Here is a 16,641-nt window from a genome sequence, read left to right as displayed (position 1 = left end):
CCGATGGGAAACGGGGAGGCAAGGTTTTCGGCCCCTGAACTGGCGTAGATTGCACCACATGGTCAGAAAATGGGCAGTCAAACCCCTTCCGCTTGCCCCGCCCGCCGCCTAATCTGCGGCTATGACGAAGCCCCGATTCATTCACCTGCGCGTGCACACCCAATATTCGCTGCTTGAGGGCGCGGTGCCGGTGAAGACGCTGATCAAGATGTGCGATGGCATGAATATGCCCGCCGTTGCCGTGACCGACACGAACGTGATGTTCTCGGCGCTCGAATTTTCTGTTTTGGCGCAGGGGGCGGGGTTGCAGCCGATTGTAGGCTGCCAAGTCTCGGTCAATTATGACCCTGCCGCGCCGGGGGAAAAGCCGCGGATGCCTGCGGCTGTGGTGCTGCTGTCGCAGACCGAAGCAGGCTATATGAACCTGATGAAGCTGTCTTCTTGTCTATATGTAGACAAGCATGGGGAGTTGCCCCAGGTCACCGTCGAAGATTTGGAAACCCATTCTGACGGGTTGATTTGCCTCTCTGGCGGGGCCGATGGCCCGGTGGGCAAGCTTTTGCAGGCAGGTCAAGCCGGTAAGGCGCGGCTTTTGATGGAGCGTCTGGCAAAAGCCTATCCAAATCGGCTTTATGTCGAGCTTCAGCGCCATCCGGGTGAAGGCGGCAAGCTGCCAGAGCCTGAGCGCACCACCGAGCGACCTTTCGTGGAAATGGCCTATGATATGGGGCTGCCGCTGGTGGCCACCAATGATGTCTATTTTCCGAAATCGAACATGTATGAGGCGCATGATGCAATGATCTGCATCGCCGAGGGCGCCTATGTGGACCAAAGCGAACCGCGCCGCCGCCTGACGCCGCAGCACTATTTCAAATCCGAAGCCGAGATGGCTGCGCTTTTCGCCGATTTGCCGGAGGCGATTGAAAACACGGTTGAAATTGCGCGCCGCTGCGCCTTTGCCACCTATAAGCGCAAGCCGATCTTGCCGAAGTTCGCCGATGATGAGGTCGAAGAATTGCGCCGCCAAGCGTGGGAGGGGTTGCGCGCGCGGCTTGATGTGATCCCCCATGCGGTGCCGGTCTCTGAATATGAAGAAAGATTGAAATTCGAACTAGGCATCATCGAGCAGATGGGGTTCCCCGGCTACTTCCTGATCGTGGCCGACTTTATCAAATGGGGAAAGGCGCAGGGCATTCCGGTCGGGCCGGGGCGGGGCTCTGGTGCGGGCTCTCTGGTGGCCTATGCGCTTACCATCACGGACCTTGACCCGCTGCGCTACAGTCTCCTGTTCGAACGGTTCTTGAACCCCGAGCGGGTCTCAATGCCGGACTTCGATATCGACTTTTGTATGGACCGCCGCGAAGAGGTGATCCGTTACGTGCAGGAGAAATATGGCCGCGACAAGGTCGGCCAGATCATCACATTTGGTGCGCTTTTGTCCAAAGCTGCGGTGCGTGACGTGGGCCGCGTGTTGCAAATGTCCTATGGGCATGTCGACAAGCTTTCCAAAATGATCCCCGTTGAAGGGGTGAAACCGGTCAGCATTGAAAAGGCTTTGGCCGATGAGCCGCGCTTGCGCGAGGCAGCAAAGGCCGAAGAGGTCGTGCAGCGGCTTTTGAACTATGCCCAAGCGATTGAGGGGCTGTTGCGCAACGCCTCCACCCACGCAGCGGGGGTGGTGATCGGGGACCGGCCCTTGGATGAGTTGGTGCCGCTGTATCAAGACCCGCGGTCTGACATGCCTGCGACCCAGTTCAACATGAAATGGGTCGAGCAGGCGGGCTTGGTGAAGTTCGACTTTTTGGGTCTGAAAACGCTCACCGTGATCCAAAACGCGGTGAACCTGATCTTGAAGTCAAACCGGCCGCTGCATGTGAGTGCCTCGGGCGAAACGCTTTATACCCCTGCCGAGGGGGCCGAGAACCAGATCAACGCGATTCCGATCGACGACGCAAAGACTTACGCGCTTTACGCAGGGGCCAAGACGGTTGCCGTCTTCCAGGTGGAATCGACGGGGATGATGGATGCGCTGCGGCGCATGAAGCCCACCTGTATCGAAGATATCGTGGCACTTGTGGCGCTTTATCGCCCCGGCCCGATGGAAAATATTCCCACCTATTGCGAGGTGAAGCACGGGGTTCGGGAACTCGAAAGCCTGCATCCGACGATTGACCCCATCCTGAAAGAGACACAGGGCATCATCGTTTATCAGGAACAGGTGATGCAGATCGCACAGGTCATGGCGGGCTATAGCCTTGGCGGCGCGGACCTGCTGCGCCGCGCGATGGGGAAAAAGATCGCCGAAGAAATGGCGAAAGAGCGCCCGAAATTTATTGAGGGCGCCAAGGCGACGCACAATATTGATGCAAAAAAGGCGGGCGAAGTCTTCGACTTGCTTGAGAAGTTTGCGAACTACGGTTTCAACAAATCGCACGCGGCAGCCTATGCGATTGTGTCTTATCAAACCGCTTGGCTAAAGGCGAACCACCCTGTGGAGTTCATGGCGGGGGTCATGAACTGCGATATTCACCTGACCGACAAGCTTGCCGTTTATACCGCCGAGACGCGGCGGGGGCTGGGCATCGAGGTGGTGCCGCCTTGCGTGAACCGCTCGCTCGCCACCTTTGATGTGGTGGATCAAAAGCTGATCTATGCGCTGGGAGCGCTCAAAAACGTCGGTGTTGATGCGATGAAGTTGATCGTGGCGGCGCGAGAAGATCAGCCGTTCCGTGACCTTACGGATTTCGCGCGGCGCTGTGATCTGAAACGCATCGGCAAGCGGCCGCTCGAGATGTTGGCGCGGGCGGGGGCCTTTGATCAACTCGACCCGAACCGCAAGCGCGTGTTTGAAAGCCTTGAAGGGTTGATGGCATGGTCCGGTGCTGTGGCTGAGGCCAAAGCCTCGGCTCAGGTGTCGCTTTTTGGCGAAGCGGGCGATGATTTGCCGCCGCCGCGCATGGCCGATACCGATGATTGGCTGCCCGGCGAACGGCTGGCGGAGGAACACAAGGCGATTGGCTTTTATCTTTCAGGCCACCCGCTTGATGACTATCTTCCCGCGCTCAAACGCAAAAAGGTGCTGACGCTGGCAGATGTGACCGCCAAAGCGATCAATGTCGGGCCGTTTGTGGGCAAAATCGCGGGGCAGGTCGCGGCACGGTCCGAGCGCAAATCGGCCAAGGGCAACCGCTTTGCCTTTGTGTCTCTGTCTGACCCGACCGGGCCTTATGAGGTAACGGTCTTCTCGGATACGCTTGAGGCCTGCCGTAGCCATTTGGAGCCTGGGCAAGCGGTGGTGCTCACCGTCAAGGTCGATGTCGAAGGTGAGACGGTGAAGATGCTGTGCAATGCCGCGACGCCGATCGACCAAGTGGCGGCGGAAAGTGATGGCAGTTCGGGGCTGCTTATTCACCTCGAAACGCCTGAGGCGGTAAGCTCGGTTGCAGCACTTTTCGAACGCATTCTGGCCGAAGGGCGGGTGAAATCGCGTGGTCCGGTGACCTTTTCCGTCTTCGACCTTGAAAGACGCTGCCGCTACCAAATTGCTGCGGGGCGGGATCTGCCCGTCAACCCGCAGGTGAAGGGCGCCCTGCGGAGCCTGCGCGGTGTGGTGCAGGTGGAAGAGGTTTAGGGCTATTTGGCAAGCCGTGGCGCCAAGGCGCGCGCGGCGGCCACGGCCAAAACAATGCGCAAAGCATGATGCGCGGTCACAAAGACCGCGCTGAGTTGTAGCGACAGCGCCACAAGCGACATCTCCACCAGCCCGCCCGGCGCAAAGGCGAGGAATACGGCGGAGATAGGCTCATCCACCCAACGCGCGAGGGCGAAAGCAAAGATCGCCGCCAGCCCAATTGAGATCGAGGTCGAAAGCCCCGCCAGCCGTAAGGCGAGCCAAAATCGACGCAATTCCATCCCCGCGAAGCGCACGCCAAGCGAGGTGCCGATGATGAGTTGCGTCAGCGCCACAAGCCAGCTGGGCGGGGCCCCTTGGGCCAGCCCAGACAAGTGCACCAGTGCGGAAATCAGGATCGGCCCGGTGACCATGCCGCCCGGAATTTTGAGCCGCCAGCCGATCAGCCCGCCCATGACGCCTGCTCCCAAAAGCCAAAGCAAATCAATGGCTCCCGGTTGCGCGCGGCTCATGCTCGCCCCGCCCGCAGAGCCCACCGCATGGCCCGAAAGGGCCGTAAAAAAGAGCGGCACCGCGATCAGCGTGGTGATCAGGCGGAGAAATTGCAGCATCGTCAGCATGCGCGTGTCGCCGCCCATTTCCTCGCCCATCTGTACTGTTTCAATCAGCCCGCCGGGCGCCGCGCCGAAAAAGGCGGTGATCGGATCCAGCGTGCCGGTGGCGCGAAGCGCGCGAAAGCTGAGGTAATGGGCGAGCGGAATAAAGAGGCATAAGGCAGCGAGCGAGGGCAACCACGCCACCGCGCCGCGCAGGATTTCCGGCGTGAACGAGGCACCAATCGCCACCCCAATCACCGGAATGAAGAAAAGCCGCAGCTTGGCGGGGAATTGCACCGCACGACCGAGCGGTTTTACCCCCAAAAGGGCGGCCGCGCCCACCGCTAAAAGCGAGCCCACAAGCATCGGCAGCGGCAGATGCAGCGCTTTGGCCACAAAGCCGCCCACCGTGCCAAGGGCCAGCGTGGCTACAAGGCTTGCAGGGTGCAGATCAGCTGTAAACCGTGGGATCGGGCGCATAGGGCCTTCTACGCGCATGCGGCGCAATGCCGCAAGCGCTTCTGCTCACCAATGCGGCGGCTTTTGATCGGCCAAAGGAATTTGCCCGCCCGCCGTGAATTCGCGCTCTGCCTCGCGCTCCATCAAAAGGCCCGTCAACCGGGTCAGGCGGTCCAATTCACGGCCTTGGCGCGCGACGACGTCGCTCAATTCATCCAGCATCTTGGCCTGATGGGCCAGCATTTCTTCCAAATGGGTGGTGTCTTGCGCCATGTCGGGCCTCCTTGACGCATCTCATAGCGCGCCGCGCGCCGATATGCCACGGCTTGGCGACGGGAACGCAGATTTGGGAGGAGAAGATGCGCAAATCCCTTACGATCACGGCAGCCTTCGCTTTGGCCGCCGGGGTGGCTACAGCGCTTTGGGCTTACTCGGGTGAGCAATATGTTGTGTGCAACCTTAACCCCAACGGCGATAACTGGTTGGCGCTGAAGGTGGGGCCTAATATCAATTCCAAGCGGTTGATGAAATTGGGGCCCGGCACTTTCCTTGAAACATGGTCGCCCGATCCGGTTGGCGCATGGCGGGAAGTGACCGTGATGCGCGACATCAACGATTGGCACGGCAATGGCCCGCATGGGTGGGTGCATGTGAACTATATTTGCTACGTCGATTGGCGCGGGAAATCGGGCGGCTAGCGCCCGGGCCGCTTGCCCGTCTGGCCTTTACCCGCTAGACCCTCGCGCAGGAAATCAACGGGTAAAGACCATGGCCAAGGATAAAAAACCTCGTCGTCCGCGCGCCGAGACCCCGAAAGGGTTCCGCGATTATTTCGGCGCTGAGGTGACCGAGCGCGCACAGATGCTCTCACAGATTGCCGAGGTCTATCGCGCGCATGGGTTTGAGGCGCTTGAAACCTCTGCCGTGGAAACGGTTGAGGCTTTGGGGAAGTTTTTGCCTGATGTGGATCGCCCAAATGAAGGGGTCTTTGCTTGGCAAGATGAGGGCGGCGATTGGCTGGCACTGCGCTATGACATGACCGCCCCCTTGGCGCGGGTGGCGGCGCAGTTCCGCAATGATCTGCCCTCGCCCTATCGGCGCTATACAATGGGCCCAGTCTGGCGCAACGAAAAGCCCGGTCCGGGGCGGTTTCGTCAGTTTTATCAATGTGATGCGGATACGGTTGGCGCGTCTTCCGTGGCCGCGGATGCCGAGATTTGCGGCATGTTGGCGGATGCTTTGGAAGCCGTGGGGATTGAGCGCGGTGATTACATCGTGCGGGTCAACAACCGCAAAGTGTTGAACGGCGTGATGGAAGTGGCGGGCGTTTTGGACCCGACCGACCCGGAGAAATTTGCCGAGGAACGCGGCATTGTGCTGCGCGCGATCGATAAGTTCGACAAATTCGGCGAAGAGGGCGTGCGCGCGCTGATGGGCAAGGGGCGGATGGATGCCTCGGGCGATTTTACCAAAGGCGCGGGGCTTTCGGATGCGCAAGCCGATGTGGTGATGGGCTTCATGAACGCCAAGCGCGACACGGGCGCGGAAACCGCGGCGCGGTTGCGTGAATTGGTGGCAGGCTCTGATCTGGGCGCGCAGGGCGTCGACGAGCTTGAATATATTGCGCAAATTCTTGAGGCCCAAGGCTATGGCCCGGATCGGATTGTGATCGACCCCTCCGTTGTGCGCGGCCTTGGCTATTACACCGGCCCCGTGTTTGAGGCCGAACTCACCTTTGAGATTTTGGACGAAAAGGGCCGCAAGCGCAGCTTTGGCTCGGTCGCGGGTGGCGGGCGTTATGACGATCTTGTCAAGCGTTTTACCGGGCAAGAGGTGCCGGCCACGGGCGTTTCGATCGGGGTGGATCGGCTGCTGGCCGCGCTGCGCGCGAAGGGCCAGATTGGTGGCGAGACCGCAGGCCCCGTTGTGGTGACGGTGATGGACCGCGACCGGATGGGTGATTACCTTGGGATGGCCTCGGAGTTGCGTCGCGCGGGCATCCGGGCGGAAGTCTATTTGGGCAACCCGAAAAACTTCGGCAACCAGCTTAAATATGCGGATAAACGGCAAAGCCCGGTTGCGGTGATCCAAGGCGCGGACGAGGCTGAACGTGGCGTGGTTCAGATCAAGGATTTGGTCTTGGGCGCAAAGATCGCGGCCTCCGCTTCTGTTGAAGAATGGAAATCCCAACCCGCGCAATTTGAGGTTCCTCTGGCTGATATGGTTGCAAAAGTGCAAGAGATCCTTGCCCGCAACGGGGGTAATTGATGGCCGGAAAAGCGCAATCGCGGGCCGTGGGGCAACAAATCTTTGCGGCCTTTGAGGCGGCAGGGGCCACCGAAGTCACGCCGGATATCTTGCAGCCTGCCGAGGCGCTTTTGGACCTTTACGGCGAGGATATTCGCGCCCGCGCTTATGTGACGACGGACCCGCTGCATGGCGAGATGATGCTGCGTCCTGACTTTACCGTGCCGGTGGTGCAAGCGCATATGCGCGAAGGCGCAGAACCTGCGCGCTATGCCTATATGGGCGAAGTTTTCCGGAAGCAGGACCATCGCGGCACCGCGCGGGTGGCTGAGTATTTTCAAGCGGGCTATGAGGTCTTTGACCGCACCGATCCGGAAGCCGCAGATGCCGAGGTTTTTGCGCTGTTTGCCGGGGTGCTGAAGCCGCTCGATCTGAATGCCACCATTGGTGACATTGGGCTTTTGCGTGCGGCGGTTGAGGGGCTCGACACGCTTCCCGCCCGTAAAGCGGCGCTCGCCCGCCATATTTGGCGCCCGAAGCGGTTCCATCAGTTGTTGCAACGCTATGCGGGGCTGAGCCCAGTGCCGGAAAGTCGTGTCGCGCTTCTTTCTGGTGCGGCGCAAAGCGGGGCGCCGTGGATCGGCCTGCGCAGCGCCGAAGAAATGGCCGCGCGGATCGCAACGCTGAAAGACGATGCTGAAACTGCGCCGATTGCGGCCGAAGATGTGGCGCGGCTTGATGCGCTTTTTGCGCTGCGTTGCACCGCAGACCGCGCCCCGGCGATGCTGGCCGATCTTGGCATTGCCGCTTTGAGCCCCGCGATTGAACGGTTGGAAAAACGCCTCGCCGCGCTGGATGCCAAAGGCATTGACCTGACCGCGCTCGCCTTTGAGGCAAGCCACGGTCGCGCGACGATGGAATATTACGATGGTTTTGTGTTCAGCTTTGAAGCCGCCGATCCGGCGCTGCCCCCCGTTGCCTCGGGCGGGCGCTATGATGCGCTGACCCGCGTTTTGGGCGGCGGGCGTGAAATTCCGGCGGTGGGCGGCGTCATTCGCCCCGGCCTCGTCGCCGATTTGGGGGGGCTGTCATGAGCGCGATCAAGCTGGGCGTGCCTTCCAAAGGGCGGCTGATGGAGCAGTGCTTTGGTTGGTTTGCCGACCGGGGGTTGACCCTGCGCCGCACCGGGGCCGAGCGGGAATATGCGGGTGCCGTTGAAGGCGCGGAGGCCGTGGAGCTGGTGCTGCTGTCGGCGGGGGAAATCCCGCGCGAATTGGCGGCGGGGCGGGTTCATTTGGGCGTTACTGGGTCGGACCTTGTGCGCGAAAAGCTGGCCGATTGGGAAACGCAGGTCTGCGACCTTGCGCCGATGGGCTTTGGCCATGCCGATCTTATCATTGCTGTGCCCGCCTGTTGGGATGATGTCGACACGCTCGAAGACCTCGATGCTGCTGCCCATGCTTTCCGTGCTGCGCATGGTCATCGGCTGCGGATTGCCACGAAATATCATCGGCTTCTGCGCGAGTTCCTAACGCGCGAGGGCGTGGCGGATTGGCAATCGGTTGATAGCCAAGGCGCGACCGAGGGTACGGTGAAAAACCTCACCGCCGAGGCGGTGGCCGATATCACCTCTTCGGGGGAAACGCTGCGCGCGAACCACCTCAAGATCCTGTCGGATGGGCTGATCCACCAATCTCAAGCCACGCTTTTTGCATCGCGCGGCGCGGATTGGGCCGGGCTTGAAACGCCCTTTGCCAAGCTGTGCGCGCAATTGGGCGTGGACCTGCCTACGCTGTAAGCGAAGGTTGTAAGCGGGCGGTGTCACGCAACTATTGCTTGACCCAGTTGGGGCGGGCCGCATTTCATGGGGAGAGCCCCAGCGAAAGAGGCCCGCGCCATGTCCCAGCTTGCTAGCATTCTGCGCACGACCCTTGCCGCCTATAAAGAGGCCGCGCTTTGCCGCCTTGTCGGGCGCTGGCGACCAAAGCCTCCCGCTGCGCCGAGCTATAATTACAGCTCGGAAACCTTCACCGTGGAGCGGTTCGGGGATTGTCAAAAAGGCAGCTATATTGAGGTCTACCGCCCCGATACGCCTTGGCGCGATGCGCAGGGACGTATGCGGGCGGTGATCTTTTTGCATGGCTTCGTGCTTGGTGCGTCGCAAATCTACCGCGCGCATCTGGAGCATCTGGTGAAACAGGGCACGACCGTGTTTTTCCCCAATTTCCAAACCGGCTTTTGTAGCTTCCCCGATACCGGGCTGATGACCTTGGCCGAGCTTTTGGATGAGGTGATAGGAGAGGGGCGTCCGTCACAAGAAAAGTGGCTGCAAAACGCTTTGGAGAGTGTGGCCGGGGCCTATGAACGCTGCGGTTTTGGTCCGGGGACGGAGGTCGATACCTATGTCTACGGCCATTCGCTTGGGGGGCTCTTTGCGCTGAGCTGGCCCTATTATGTGCAGGCGGGCGGCTATCCGGCGCAGTTGATGCCACTGCAAGTGGTGACGGCTGATCCGATCCCGAGCGGAACGACCACCGCCAAGGCGCAGGCGCCCATGCAACTTGGCGCGGCACTGGCGCGCACGCAAAGCGATGTGGATTTGCAAGTGACCGGGGCCGCGTTGACGATGCCGGTGGCTATTCTGCACGGGGCAGATGATTGGATCGTGCCGAAAGAGCATTGGCAGGCCCCCTTTGGCTGGATCGCAACGCCGCATAAGAAAATGTTTCTGTCGCAAAGCGATACGCATGGCTGCCCGGGGCTTTTCGCGAACCACGAACAAGCCACCGATGATACAAGCTTTTTCCGCCCGTGGCTGGCCACGTTGTTGCTGGATGGTGTGGGCAGCGTTGATACGTTGGATTACGCCTACCTATGGCGTGGGCTGGATCAGGTGGTCGCCCAAGGCGTTCGTGCAGACCAGCTCGCCTTCGAGATGGGGCAATGGTCCGACGGCCACGCGGTCGCACCGATCGTGCCCTATCTGCCTTAATAGCCGCGCCTGCGCTCGACCAAATGTAGCGGCTCCTCGCCTGCCTCAAAACGGCGGATATTCTCGGCGATTACCCGTGCAGCAGAGGCGGGGCGGGTTTCGGCGGCAATATGCGGGGTCACGGTGACCTTTGGATGCGCCCAATAGGGATGCTCGGGCGGCAAAGGCTCTACCCGAAACACATCCAGCGTGGCATGAGCGATCTGGCCCGCATCAAGCGCTGCCAAAAGCGCGTCGTCATCAATCAGATTGCCACGGCCGGGGTTGAGGATCACCGCGCCTTTGGGCATCAGCGCCAGTGTTTCGGCATTCAGCAGATCGGTTGTTTCTGGCGTGTTGGGCAGCACGGTAACAAGGATTTCCGCTTTACTCAGCGCGTGGCGCAACCCTTCGGGGCCAGAGAGGCAGGTGACACCGGGCAGCGCCTTTTGTGTGCGGCTCCAGCCTGTCACGTTAAATCCAAGTCCTGCCAGTGTGGTCGCACAGGCCCCGCCCAAGGCGCCAATCCCCAAAATCACCACGGATCGGTCGCGGGCGAGGGGGGGCACATGGCCTTGGTGATGCCAGAGGCCATCTTGGTGGGTGAGGAAGAAATCAATGTCCAAATGCGCGCGCAGCACATGGCCCGTGACCCACTCGATCATTCCGCGTTCTAGCCCCTCATCGACCATGCGGCACAGAGGTTGCGTCAGCGTGGGGTTGCCCACCACGCGCTCCACACCGGCCCATAAGTTCATCACCGCTTTGGTGTTGGTATAGGCGGTGAAGTCCTGCACCGGGCCAAGGGGCGAATAGATGATGTAATCGACGCTGGCCGGATCAACCGGTGGCAGCAGGATCTGCGCCGCGATACCGGCCTCGGCCAGCACCGCCTTCAGCGCGGGCTCGTAGGCGGGCCAGTTTTCGATCCGATCGGCGAAGAGAAGGGTCAGCATTGGGGGCCTTTATCTTGGGCGGTGGACATGGGCGCTTTGCACAAGGCCAAAGGCGGCCAGCAGGATCATCATAGCGGTGCCGCCGTAGCTGACCAGCGGCAAAGGCACGCCGACCACCGGCATCAGCCCCATCACCATGCCCATATTTATGGCGAAGAAAAAGAAGAACGTCCCCGCCACGCCGAGCGAAACGAGCGAGGCAAAGCGGTCTTTGGTGGCAAGCGCGGTATAGGTCGCAAAAGCGATGATACCGACATAGAGCATCAAAAGCCCAAAGGCGCCCACAAAGCCAAATTCCTCCGCCAAAGTGGTGAAGATGAAGTCGGTATGCTTTTCGGGCAGGAAGTTCAGGTGGCTTTGCGTGCCTTGCATGAAGCCGCGCCCCGACCAGCCGCCCGAGCCAAGCGCGATTTGCGCCTGCATGATGTTGTAGCCTGCGCCGAGCGGGTCCGCGGCGGGGTCAAGGAAGGTGTCGATGCGCTTGAACTGGTATTCGTGCAAAAGTTGCCAAGAGGTGCCACGGCTTTCAAAAACGGCAAAGACAAGCCCAACCACCATCGCGATGACGGTGCCAAAATACCAAAGGCTCACGCCTGCGGCGAACATGACAAACCCGCCACCCATCACCAGCATCACCGCCGTCCCAAGGTCGGGCTGGGTGAGCACCAAGAACGTGGGCAGCAAGATCAGCGCCACCGGAATGGCCACCCAAAGCGGATGCGAGACCTTTTCCACCGGCAGCCAATCATAATAGGCCGCCAGCAGCATCACGATGGAGATCTTCATCAATTCAGAGGGTTGGATGCGGAGTGGGCCAATTTCCAGCCAGCGCTGCGCCCCCATGCCGATGGCACCAAAAAACTCCACCGCCAGCAACAGCAAAAGCGCCACCACATAGGCCACGCCAGAGATGTTGCGCCAAAACCAAATCGGCGTCAGCCCCACCACCAGCATCGCCGCCATGCCCACGCCAAAGCGTTTCATCTGTGGCTCGGCCCAAGTCTCCAAATTTCCGCCCGCGACGGAGTAAAGCATCAAGAAGCCCGCGCAGGCCACCGCAGTGAGCAAGATGATCAGCGGCCAGTTCAGGTACAGCACCTTCGCCGGGCCTGCGGGCATGGTTTTGAGGTTGCTCTCAAGGTAAGACATGGCCGCTCCTTACGCCCGGCTGCGCGTTGGTGGCGCGATTGTCTCCGGGTCGATCAGATCGAGATCATCAAGACGGCGCCGGGCTTGCTCGCGCTGGCTCGAAGGGTAAGCCGCGAGCGGGGGTAAGCCACCGGCCAGCGCAAAAAGCATGATGTCGCGCGCAATCGGTGCCGCTGCGGTGGAGCCGCCACCGCCATGTTCCACAATCAGCGAAACGGCATATTTCGGGTTATCGACCGGGGCGAAGCAGACAAAAAGCGCATGGTCGCGCTGTTCCCATGGCACGGAATTGTTGTTCACCACGGTCGAGCGCACCTGCGAGGTGCCGGTCTTGCCCGCCATCGTCCATTCCGCCGCCGCGATTTTGGAACGGCCCGCCGTGCCATGCGATCCGTTCACGACCGCCCACATGCCCTTGCGCGCCATCGCTAGGCTGGTGTCTTTCACATCCAGCTCTGGGGCGTCCTCAACGGGTACTTCGATCCCATCGCGCGCGCGCAAAAGCCGTGGTTTCACCGCCCGGCCAGAGGCGATCCGCGAGGCCATCACCGCAAGCTGTAAAGGCGAGGCCAGCACATAGCCTTGCCCGATCGAGGCGTTGATCGTGTCGCCCACAAGCCAGTCTTTGCCGTAGCGCGCGGCCTTCCATTCTTTGGTTGGCGCATTGCCCTCGGCCACCGCCGACATCGGCAGATCATGGCGAACGCCAATCCCCAATTTGCGCGCCATCGCCGAGATCGCCTCGATCCCGACCTTTTGTGAGACTTCGTAAAAATAAACGTCGCAGCTTTGCTCGAGACTTTGCCACGCATTCACCCGGCCATGGCCTGCGCGTTTCCAGCAATTGAAACGCCGACCGCCATATTCGACATAGCCCGGGCAGCGCACCGTTTCTTCGGGGCCGATCACGCCCGCTTCGAGCGCAGCCATCAGCGTGACCATCTTGAAGGTGGAACCGGGGGGGTAGAGACCCTGCACCGTTTTGTCGGCCAAGGGGCGGTGATCGTCTTCCATCAACGCCTTGTAATCGGCCGATGAAATACCGCGCACGAAGAGGTTCGGATCGAAAGAGGGCGCGGAGGAAATCGCCAGCACATCGCCATTCGTGACATCCATCACCACGGCAGCGGCGCTTTCTTCGCCCAGCCGGGCAAGGGCAAAGTTTTGAAGCCGTGTATCGAGGGTCAATTGCAAGGCCGTGCCCGGATCACCCTCACGGCGGCCCAGTTCACGCATCTCGCGCCCGGCGGAGTTCACTTCCACCCGGCGCTGTCCGGCTTTGCCGCGCAGATCGTCTTCCAGCTTCGCCTCAACCCCCGATTTCCCCAACTGGAACCGTGGGATACGCAAAAGCGGGTCGGGGTTTTCCAGCTTCGAAAGGTCATAATCCGACACCGGGCCGACATAGCCGATCACATGGGCAAAATCGGGCCCATGTGGGTAAAAGCGCGACAGCCCCACCTCGGGTGTTACACCGGCCAGAGCAGGCGCATTCACCGCGACACGCGAGAACTCTTCCCAACTCAGCCGGTCTGCCAAGGTGATCGGCGCATTTGGAGGGCGGCGCTTCAGCTCATCCAAAAGCTCTTCGGCCTCATCATCGGTGATCGGGATCAAGCGGCGTAGATCGGCCAGCTCCTGCTCCACATCATCGGCATCTTCGCGCGTCATGGTCACGCGGTAGTTTTGTTCATTGCCCGCGAGAAGCACGCCATTTCGGTCATAAATCAGCCCGCGCGCCGGGGGGATTAGCCGGATTTTGACCGAGTTACCCTCGGCCAGCATCCGGTATTCATCGGCTTGATCGAGCTGCATATGCCGCATCCGAAGCCCCAAGGTGGCCACGATGGCCGCCTGCGCCGCGCCCAACATCAGGCCACGCCGGGTGATCGTGGTGCGGCTGGCCTGAGTGGCAGCGGTATTGCGGCGACGCAGTCCCTTCATGCTACCCCCCTCAGATCGGTCGGCCGAAATCATCCACCTCGCCGGTGGCGGGGCGGCGCAGGCCAAAGGCCAATGCCGAGAAGGCCACGACGAAGGGATAGGCGATCAACGTCATCAGCATGCGCAAAAGCTCGCGCCCCAGTGGCGGTTGATCGACCATCAGAAGCCCCAAAACAAAGCGGTCGAGCACCTGCATCGCCACCATCACACCGCCCACCAATGCCATTTCCAGCGCAAAGGGCAGGTCGCGGGAGCCCTCTTCTCGGGCGCGCAGAAATTCGGTGCCAAAGAGCACGATCAGTGTCCAAAGGCCAATCGGGCGCCAAAGCATCAGATCTTCCAGCAAAAATACCGCCACAATCAGCAAGGCTGGCACATAATCGGGGCGGCGCATCACCCACGCGATGGTGAGCGCGACTGTCAGATCTGGTCCCGGAATGCCTGTTGACACCGGATTGGTCGGCAAAAGCCGCAAAAAGAGCAGCAGCAGCACGATAGCGAGGTAAAGCCCCATATGCATGACGCGCCGGGAGGTGATTGGATCAACCATCCGTATCCTCCGTTGCATCGGTGGGCAGCGGCGCTTCTGAGGGGGCGACCAGCGGGCCAATTTCGGTGATCGGCTCCACCGGATGCGAGCGGAGCACGCGCAAGAAATCGAGCCGTTCGTAATCTGCGGCCAGCAGCACCCGTAAGCGGCGGTCTTGGCCTTGCACGACTTGGCCAACCAAAAGCCCTGCCGGGAAGACGCCACCGTCCCCCGAACTCACCACCCGGTCGCCGGGGCGCACAAGATCGGGGTTTTCAAGGAAGTCCAAAGGCGGCAACATTGAATTGTCGCCCGTCAGCATCGCGCGCTGGCCCGAGGGTTGGATCGTGACCGGCACGCGCGAGGCGGTATCTGTCAAAAGCACCACGCGGCTGGTGGATTTGCCTACACCCGAAATGCGCCCCACAAGGCCAAGCCCGTCCATCGTGGCCCAACCATCCACAACGCCATCGCGTGCGCCCACGTTCAAAAGCACCGATTGCCGGAAGGGCGAGCCGCTATCGGCCAGCACCACGCCCGAGACCGAGGTCAGTTTCGGGTCAAGACGCACTTGGTTTTGCGACAGCAGCTTGGCGTTTTGCTGCTCAAGCTGCACCGCCGCCTCTTTCCAAGCCTTCATCTGCTGTAATTCGCGGCGCAGTTCTTGGTTTTGCTCGTAAATTCGAACGTAGCTTTGGAAGCCCTCGACCATGCCAAGCGCTTTGGTCACAGGGACCATCGCCCAGTCAAACGTCGGCACAAAACGGTCAATGAAGCCCGCGCGCAGCCGTTCTACGCGCACGCTATCAATGCGCCACGCCAAGAAGGTGATCGCCAGCAAAAGCGCAAGCACCGCAATCAGAATGCGGCGCAGCGGTCCGGCGTAATCTTCATCACGGTCTTTCGCCACGAAACCCTCCGCTCACGGCTCGGCACTTGGCGCTTGGGGCGTCAGCTGTCGTAGTCGATCACATGGCGCAGTTGCTTTTCGTATTCCAGCGCCTTGCCGGTGCCCAAAGCAACACAATTGAGCGATTGATCGGCAATCGAGATCGAAAGCCCGGTTTGTTCGCGAAGGCTCAGATCAAGTTCACCCAGCAACGCGCCGCCGCCCGTGAGCATCACGCCACGGTCCACGATATCGGCCGCGAGATCGGGCGGCGTGGTCTCCAGCGCCTGCATGACCGCATCGCAGATTTGCTGCACCGGTTCGGCCAGAGCCTCGGCGACTTGCGCGCCGTTGATCTCTATTTCTTTCGGCACACCATTCAGCAGGTCGCGCCCACGCACCAAAAGGCTGGAGCCGCGGCCATCATCGGGCATCCGTGCGGTGCCGATGGTGGTTTTGATCCGCTCTGCGGTGGATTCCCCGATCAGCAGGTTCATGTTGCGGCGCAGGTAGGAAATGATCGCTTCGTCCATACGGTCACCGCCGACGCGGACCGAACGCGCATAAACGATGTCACCGAGCGAGAGCACCGCCACCTCGGTGGTGCCGCCGCCGATATCGACGACCATGTTCCCCGTGGGGTCGGTGATCGGCATGCCGGCACCAATCGCCGCCGCAATCGGTTCGGCCACAAGGCCCGCGCGGCGCGCGCCTGCCGAAAGCACCGATTGACGGATCGCGCGCTTTTCCACCGGGGTCGCACCATGGGGCACGCAGACCAAAATCTTCGGCTTTGAGAAGGTCGTATGTTTGTGCACTTTGCGGATGAAATGTTTGATCATCTCTTCCGCGCTGTCGAAATCGGCGATCACGCCATCGCGCATCGGGCGAATGGCTTCAATCGAACCGGGCGTCCGACCAAGCATCAGCTTGGCGTCTTCGCCGACGGCCAAGACTTGCTTTTTGCCATCTTTAACATGGTAAGCCACCACCGAGGGCTCGTTGAGCACGATGCCCTTGCCCTTGATGTAGACGAGCGTGTTCGCCGTACCGAGGTCGATCGCCATATCGGAGGAGAAAATGCCGCCAAGGCCCATAGATCTGTTCCCATAGTGATTGGTCCGCGACTCGCCGCCCGAGTCCGGTGCCGGGACCATATATTCAAAGCCGCGCTTTGGGGGAAGACGATTCCCGAAATAGGCAAAAGGGGCGGGCGGTAATCCGCAAAGGGCTTGCCTTTTCGCGATTTATATTGAGGTGGAAATCTCGA

14 protein-coding genes are annotated in these 16,641 nt (G+C 60.8%); 6 read left to right on the top strand and 8 right to left on the bottom strand.

The genetic code is table 11. The features are described 5' to 3' along the window. Positions 1-121: 121 nt before the first annotated feature. Positions 122-3,631, top strand: coding sequence for a DNA polymerase III subunit alpha (dnaE, locus tag CRO18_RS00275; protein WP_097080658.1), 3,510 nt, complete (start codon positions 122-124; stop codon positions 3,629-3,631). A 2-nt stretch (positions 3,632-3,633) separates the two neighbouring features. Here dnaE and CRO18_RS00270 read toward each other — a convergent pair whose 3' ends face one another. Together CRO18_RS00270 and CRO18_RS00265 are read right to left on the bottom strand one after the other, a co-directional pair. After that, positions 3,634-4,707 (bottom strand): AbrB family transcriptional regulator, encoded by a 1,074-nt coding sequence (locus CRO18_RS00270; RefSeq protein WP_170952508.1) that lies wholly within the window; start codon positions 4,705-4,707, stop codon positions 3,634-3,636. A gap of 45 nt (positions 4,708-4,752) precedes the next feature. After that, positions 4,753-4,959: a SlyX family protein gene (locus CRO18_RS00265; RefSeq protein ID WP_097080656.1), complete on the bottom strand. Its 207-nt coding sequence runs from the start codon at positions 4,957-4,959 to the stop codon at positions 4,753-4,755. Between the two features lie 86 nt (positions 4,960-5,045). On the opposite strand from CRO18_RS00265, the gene CRO18_RS00260 reads away from it, so the two are divergent. The 5 genes from CRO18_RS00260 to CRO18_RS18955 all read left to right on the top strand — a co-directional run bounded on the left by CRO18_RS00260 (position 5,046) and on the right by CRO18_RS18955 (position 9,925). Then, the gene (locus CRO18_RS00260; RefSeq protein WP_097080655.1) at positions 5,046-5,384 is read left to right on the top strand and encodes a hypothetical protein; all 339 of its coding nucleotides are present in this window, start codon (positions 5,046-5,048) and stop codon (positions 5,382-5,384) included. Between the two features lie 70 nt (positions 5,385-5,454). After that, positions 5,455-6,954 (top strand): histidine--tRNA ligase, encoded by a 1,500-nt coding sequence (gene hisS / locus CRO18_RS00255; RefSeq protein WP_097080654.1) that lies wholly within the window; start codon positions 5,455-5,457, stop codon positions 6,952-6,954. Continuing rightward, a complete protein-coding gene (locus CRO18_RS00250; protein ID WP_097080653.1) occupies positions 6,954-8,027 on the top strand; it encodes an ATP phosphoribosyltransferase regulatory subunit in 1,074 nt (357 codons plus the stop codon). Before hisS ends, CRO18_RS00250 begins: the two co-directional genes overlap by 1 nt. After that, the gene (gene hisG / locus CRO18_RS00245) at positions 8,024-8,731 is read left to right on the top strand and encodes an ATP phosphoribosyltransferase (RefSeq protein ID WP_097080652.1); all 708 of its coding nucleotides are present in this window, start codon (positions 8,024-8,026) and stop codon (positions 8,729-8,731) included. Before CRO18_RS00250 ends, hisG begins: the two co-directional genes overlap by 4 nt. A gap of 99 nt (positions 8,732-8,830) precedes the next feature. Beyond that, on the top strand, positions 8,831-9,925 hold the full coding sequence (locus CRO18_RS18955; protein WP_212710036.1) for a hypothetical protein: 1,095 nt from the start codon (positions 8,831-8,833) through the stop codon (positions 9,923-9,925). On the opposite strand, the gene CRO18_RS00235 is transcribed toward CRO18_RS18955, so the two are convergent. From CRO18_RS00235 to CRO18_RS00210, 6 genes are read right to left on the bottom strand one after another with little or no spacing between them, the layout of a single operon-like run. Next, positions 9,922-10,860 carry a glyoxylate/hydroxypyruvate reductase A gene (locus CRO18_RS00235; protein ID WP_097080651.1) on the bottom strand — a complete coding sequence of 313 codons (939 nt, stop codon included), beginning with the start codon at positions 10,858-10,860 and terminating at the stop codon, positions 9,922-9,924. The genes CRO18_RS18955 and CRO18_RS00235 overlap by 4 nt on opposite strands. Before the next feature lie 9 nt (positions 10,861-10,869). Continuing rightward, positions 10,870-12,009: a rod shape-determining protein RodA gene (gene rodA, locus CRO18_RS00230; RefSeq protein ID WP_076484111.1), complete on the bottom strand. Its 1,140-nt coding sequence runs from the start codon at positions 12,007-12,009 to the stop codon at positions 10,870-10,872. 9 nt (positions 12,010-12,018) lie between these two features. Next, positions 12,019-13,953: a penicillin-binding protein 2 gene (gene mrdA / locus CRO18_RS00225; protein WP_076484110.1), complete on the bottom strand. Its 1,935-nt coding sequence runs from the start codon at positions 13,951-13,953 to the stop codon at positions 12,019-12,021. 10 nt (positions 13,954-13,963) lie between these two features. Further along, entirely contained in the window at positions 13,964-14,503 is a 540-nt protein-coding gene (locus CRO18_RS00220; protein ID WP_097080650.1) for a rod shape-determining protein MreD, read from the bottom strand. Next, positions 14,496-15,392, bottom strand: a complete 897-nt coding sequence (gene mreC, locus CRO18_RS00215; protein WP_076484108.1) for a rod shape-determining protein MreC — start codon at positions 15,390-15,392, stop codon at positions 14,496-14,498. Before mreC ends, CRO18_RS00220 begins: the two co-directional genes overlap by 8 nt. 41 nt (positions 15,393-15,433) lie before the next feature. Beyond that, on the bottom strand, positions 15,434-16,468 hold the full coding sequence (locus CRO18_RS00210; RefSeq protein ID WP_076484107.1) for a rod shape-determining protein: 1,035 nt from the start codon (positions 16,466-16,468) through the stop codon (positions 15,434-15,436). Positions 16,469-16,641: the final 173 nt, after the last annotated feature.

The sequence above is a fragment of the Rhodobacter sp. JA431 genome, assembly GCF_900217725.1.
Lineage (GTDB): Bacteria > Pseudomonadota > Alphaproteobacteria > Rhodobacterales > Rhodobacteraceae > Rhodobacter > Rhodobacter aestuarii.
This window is presented reverse-complemented; position numbering and strand designations above follow the sequence as displayed.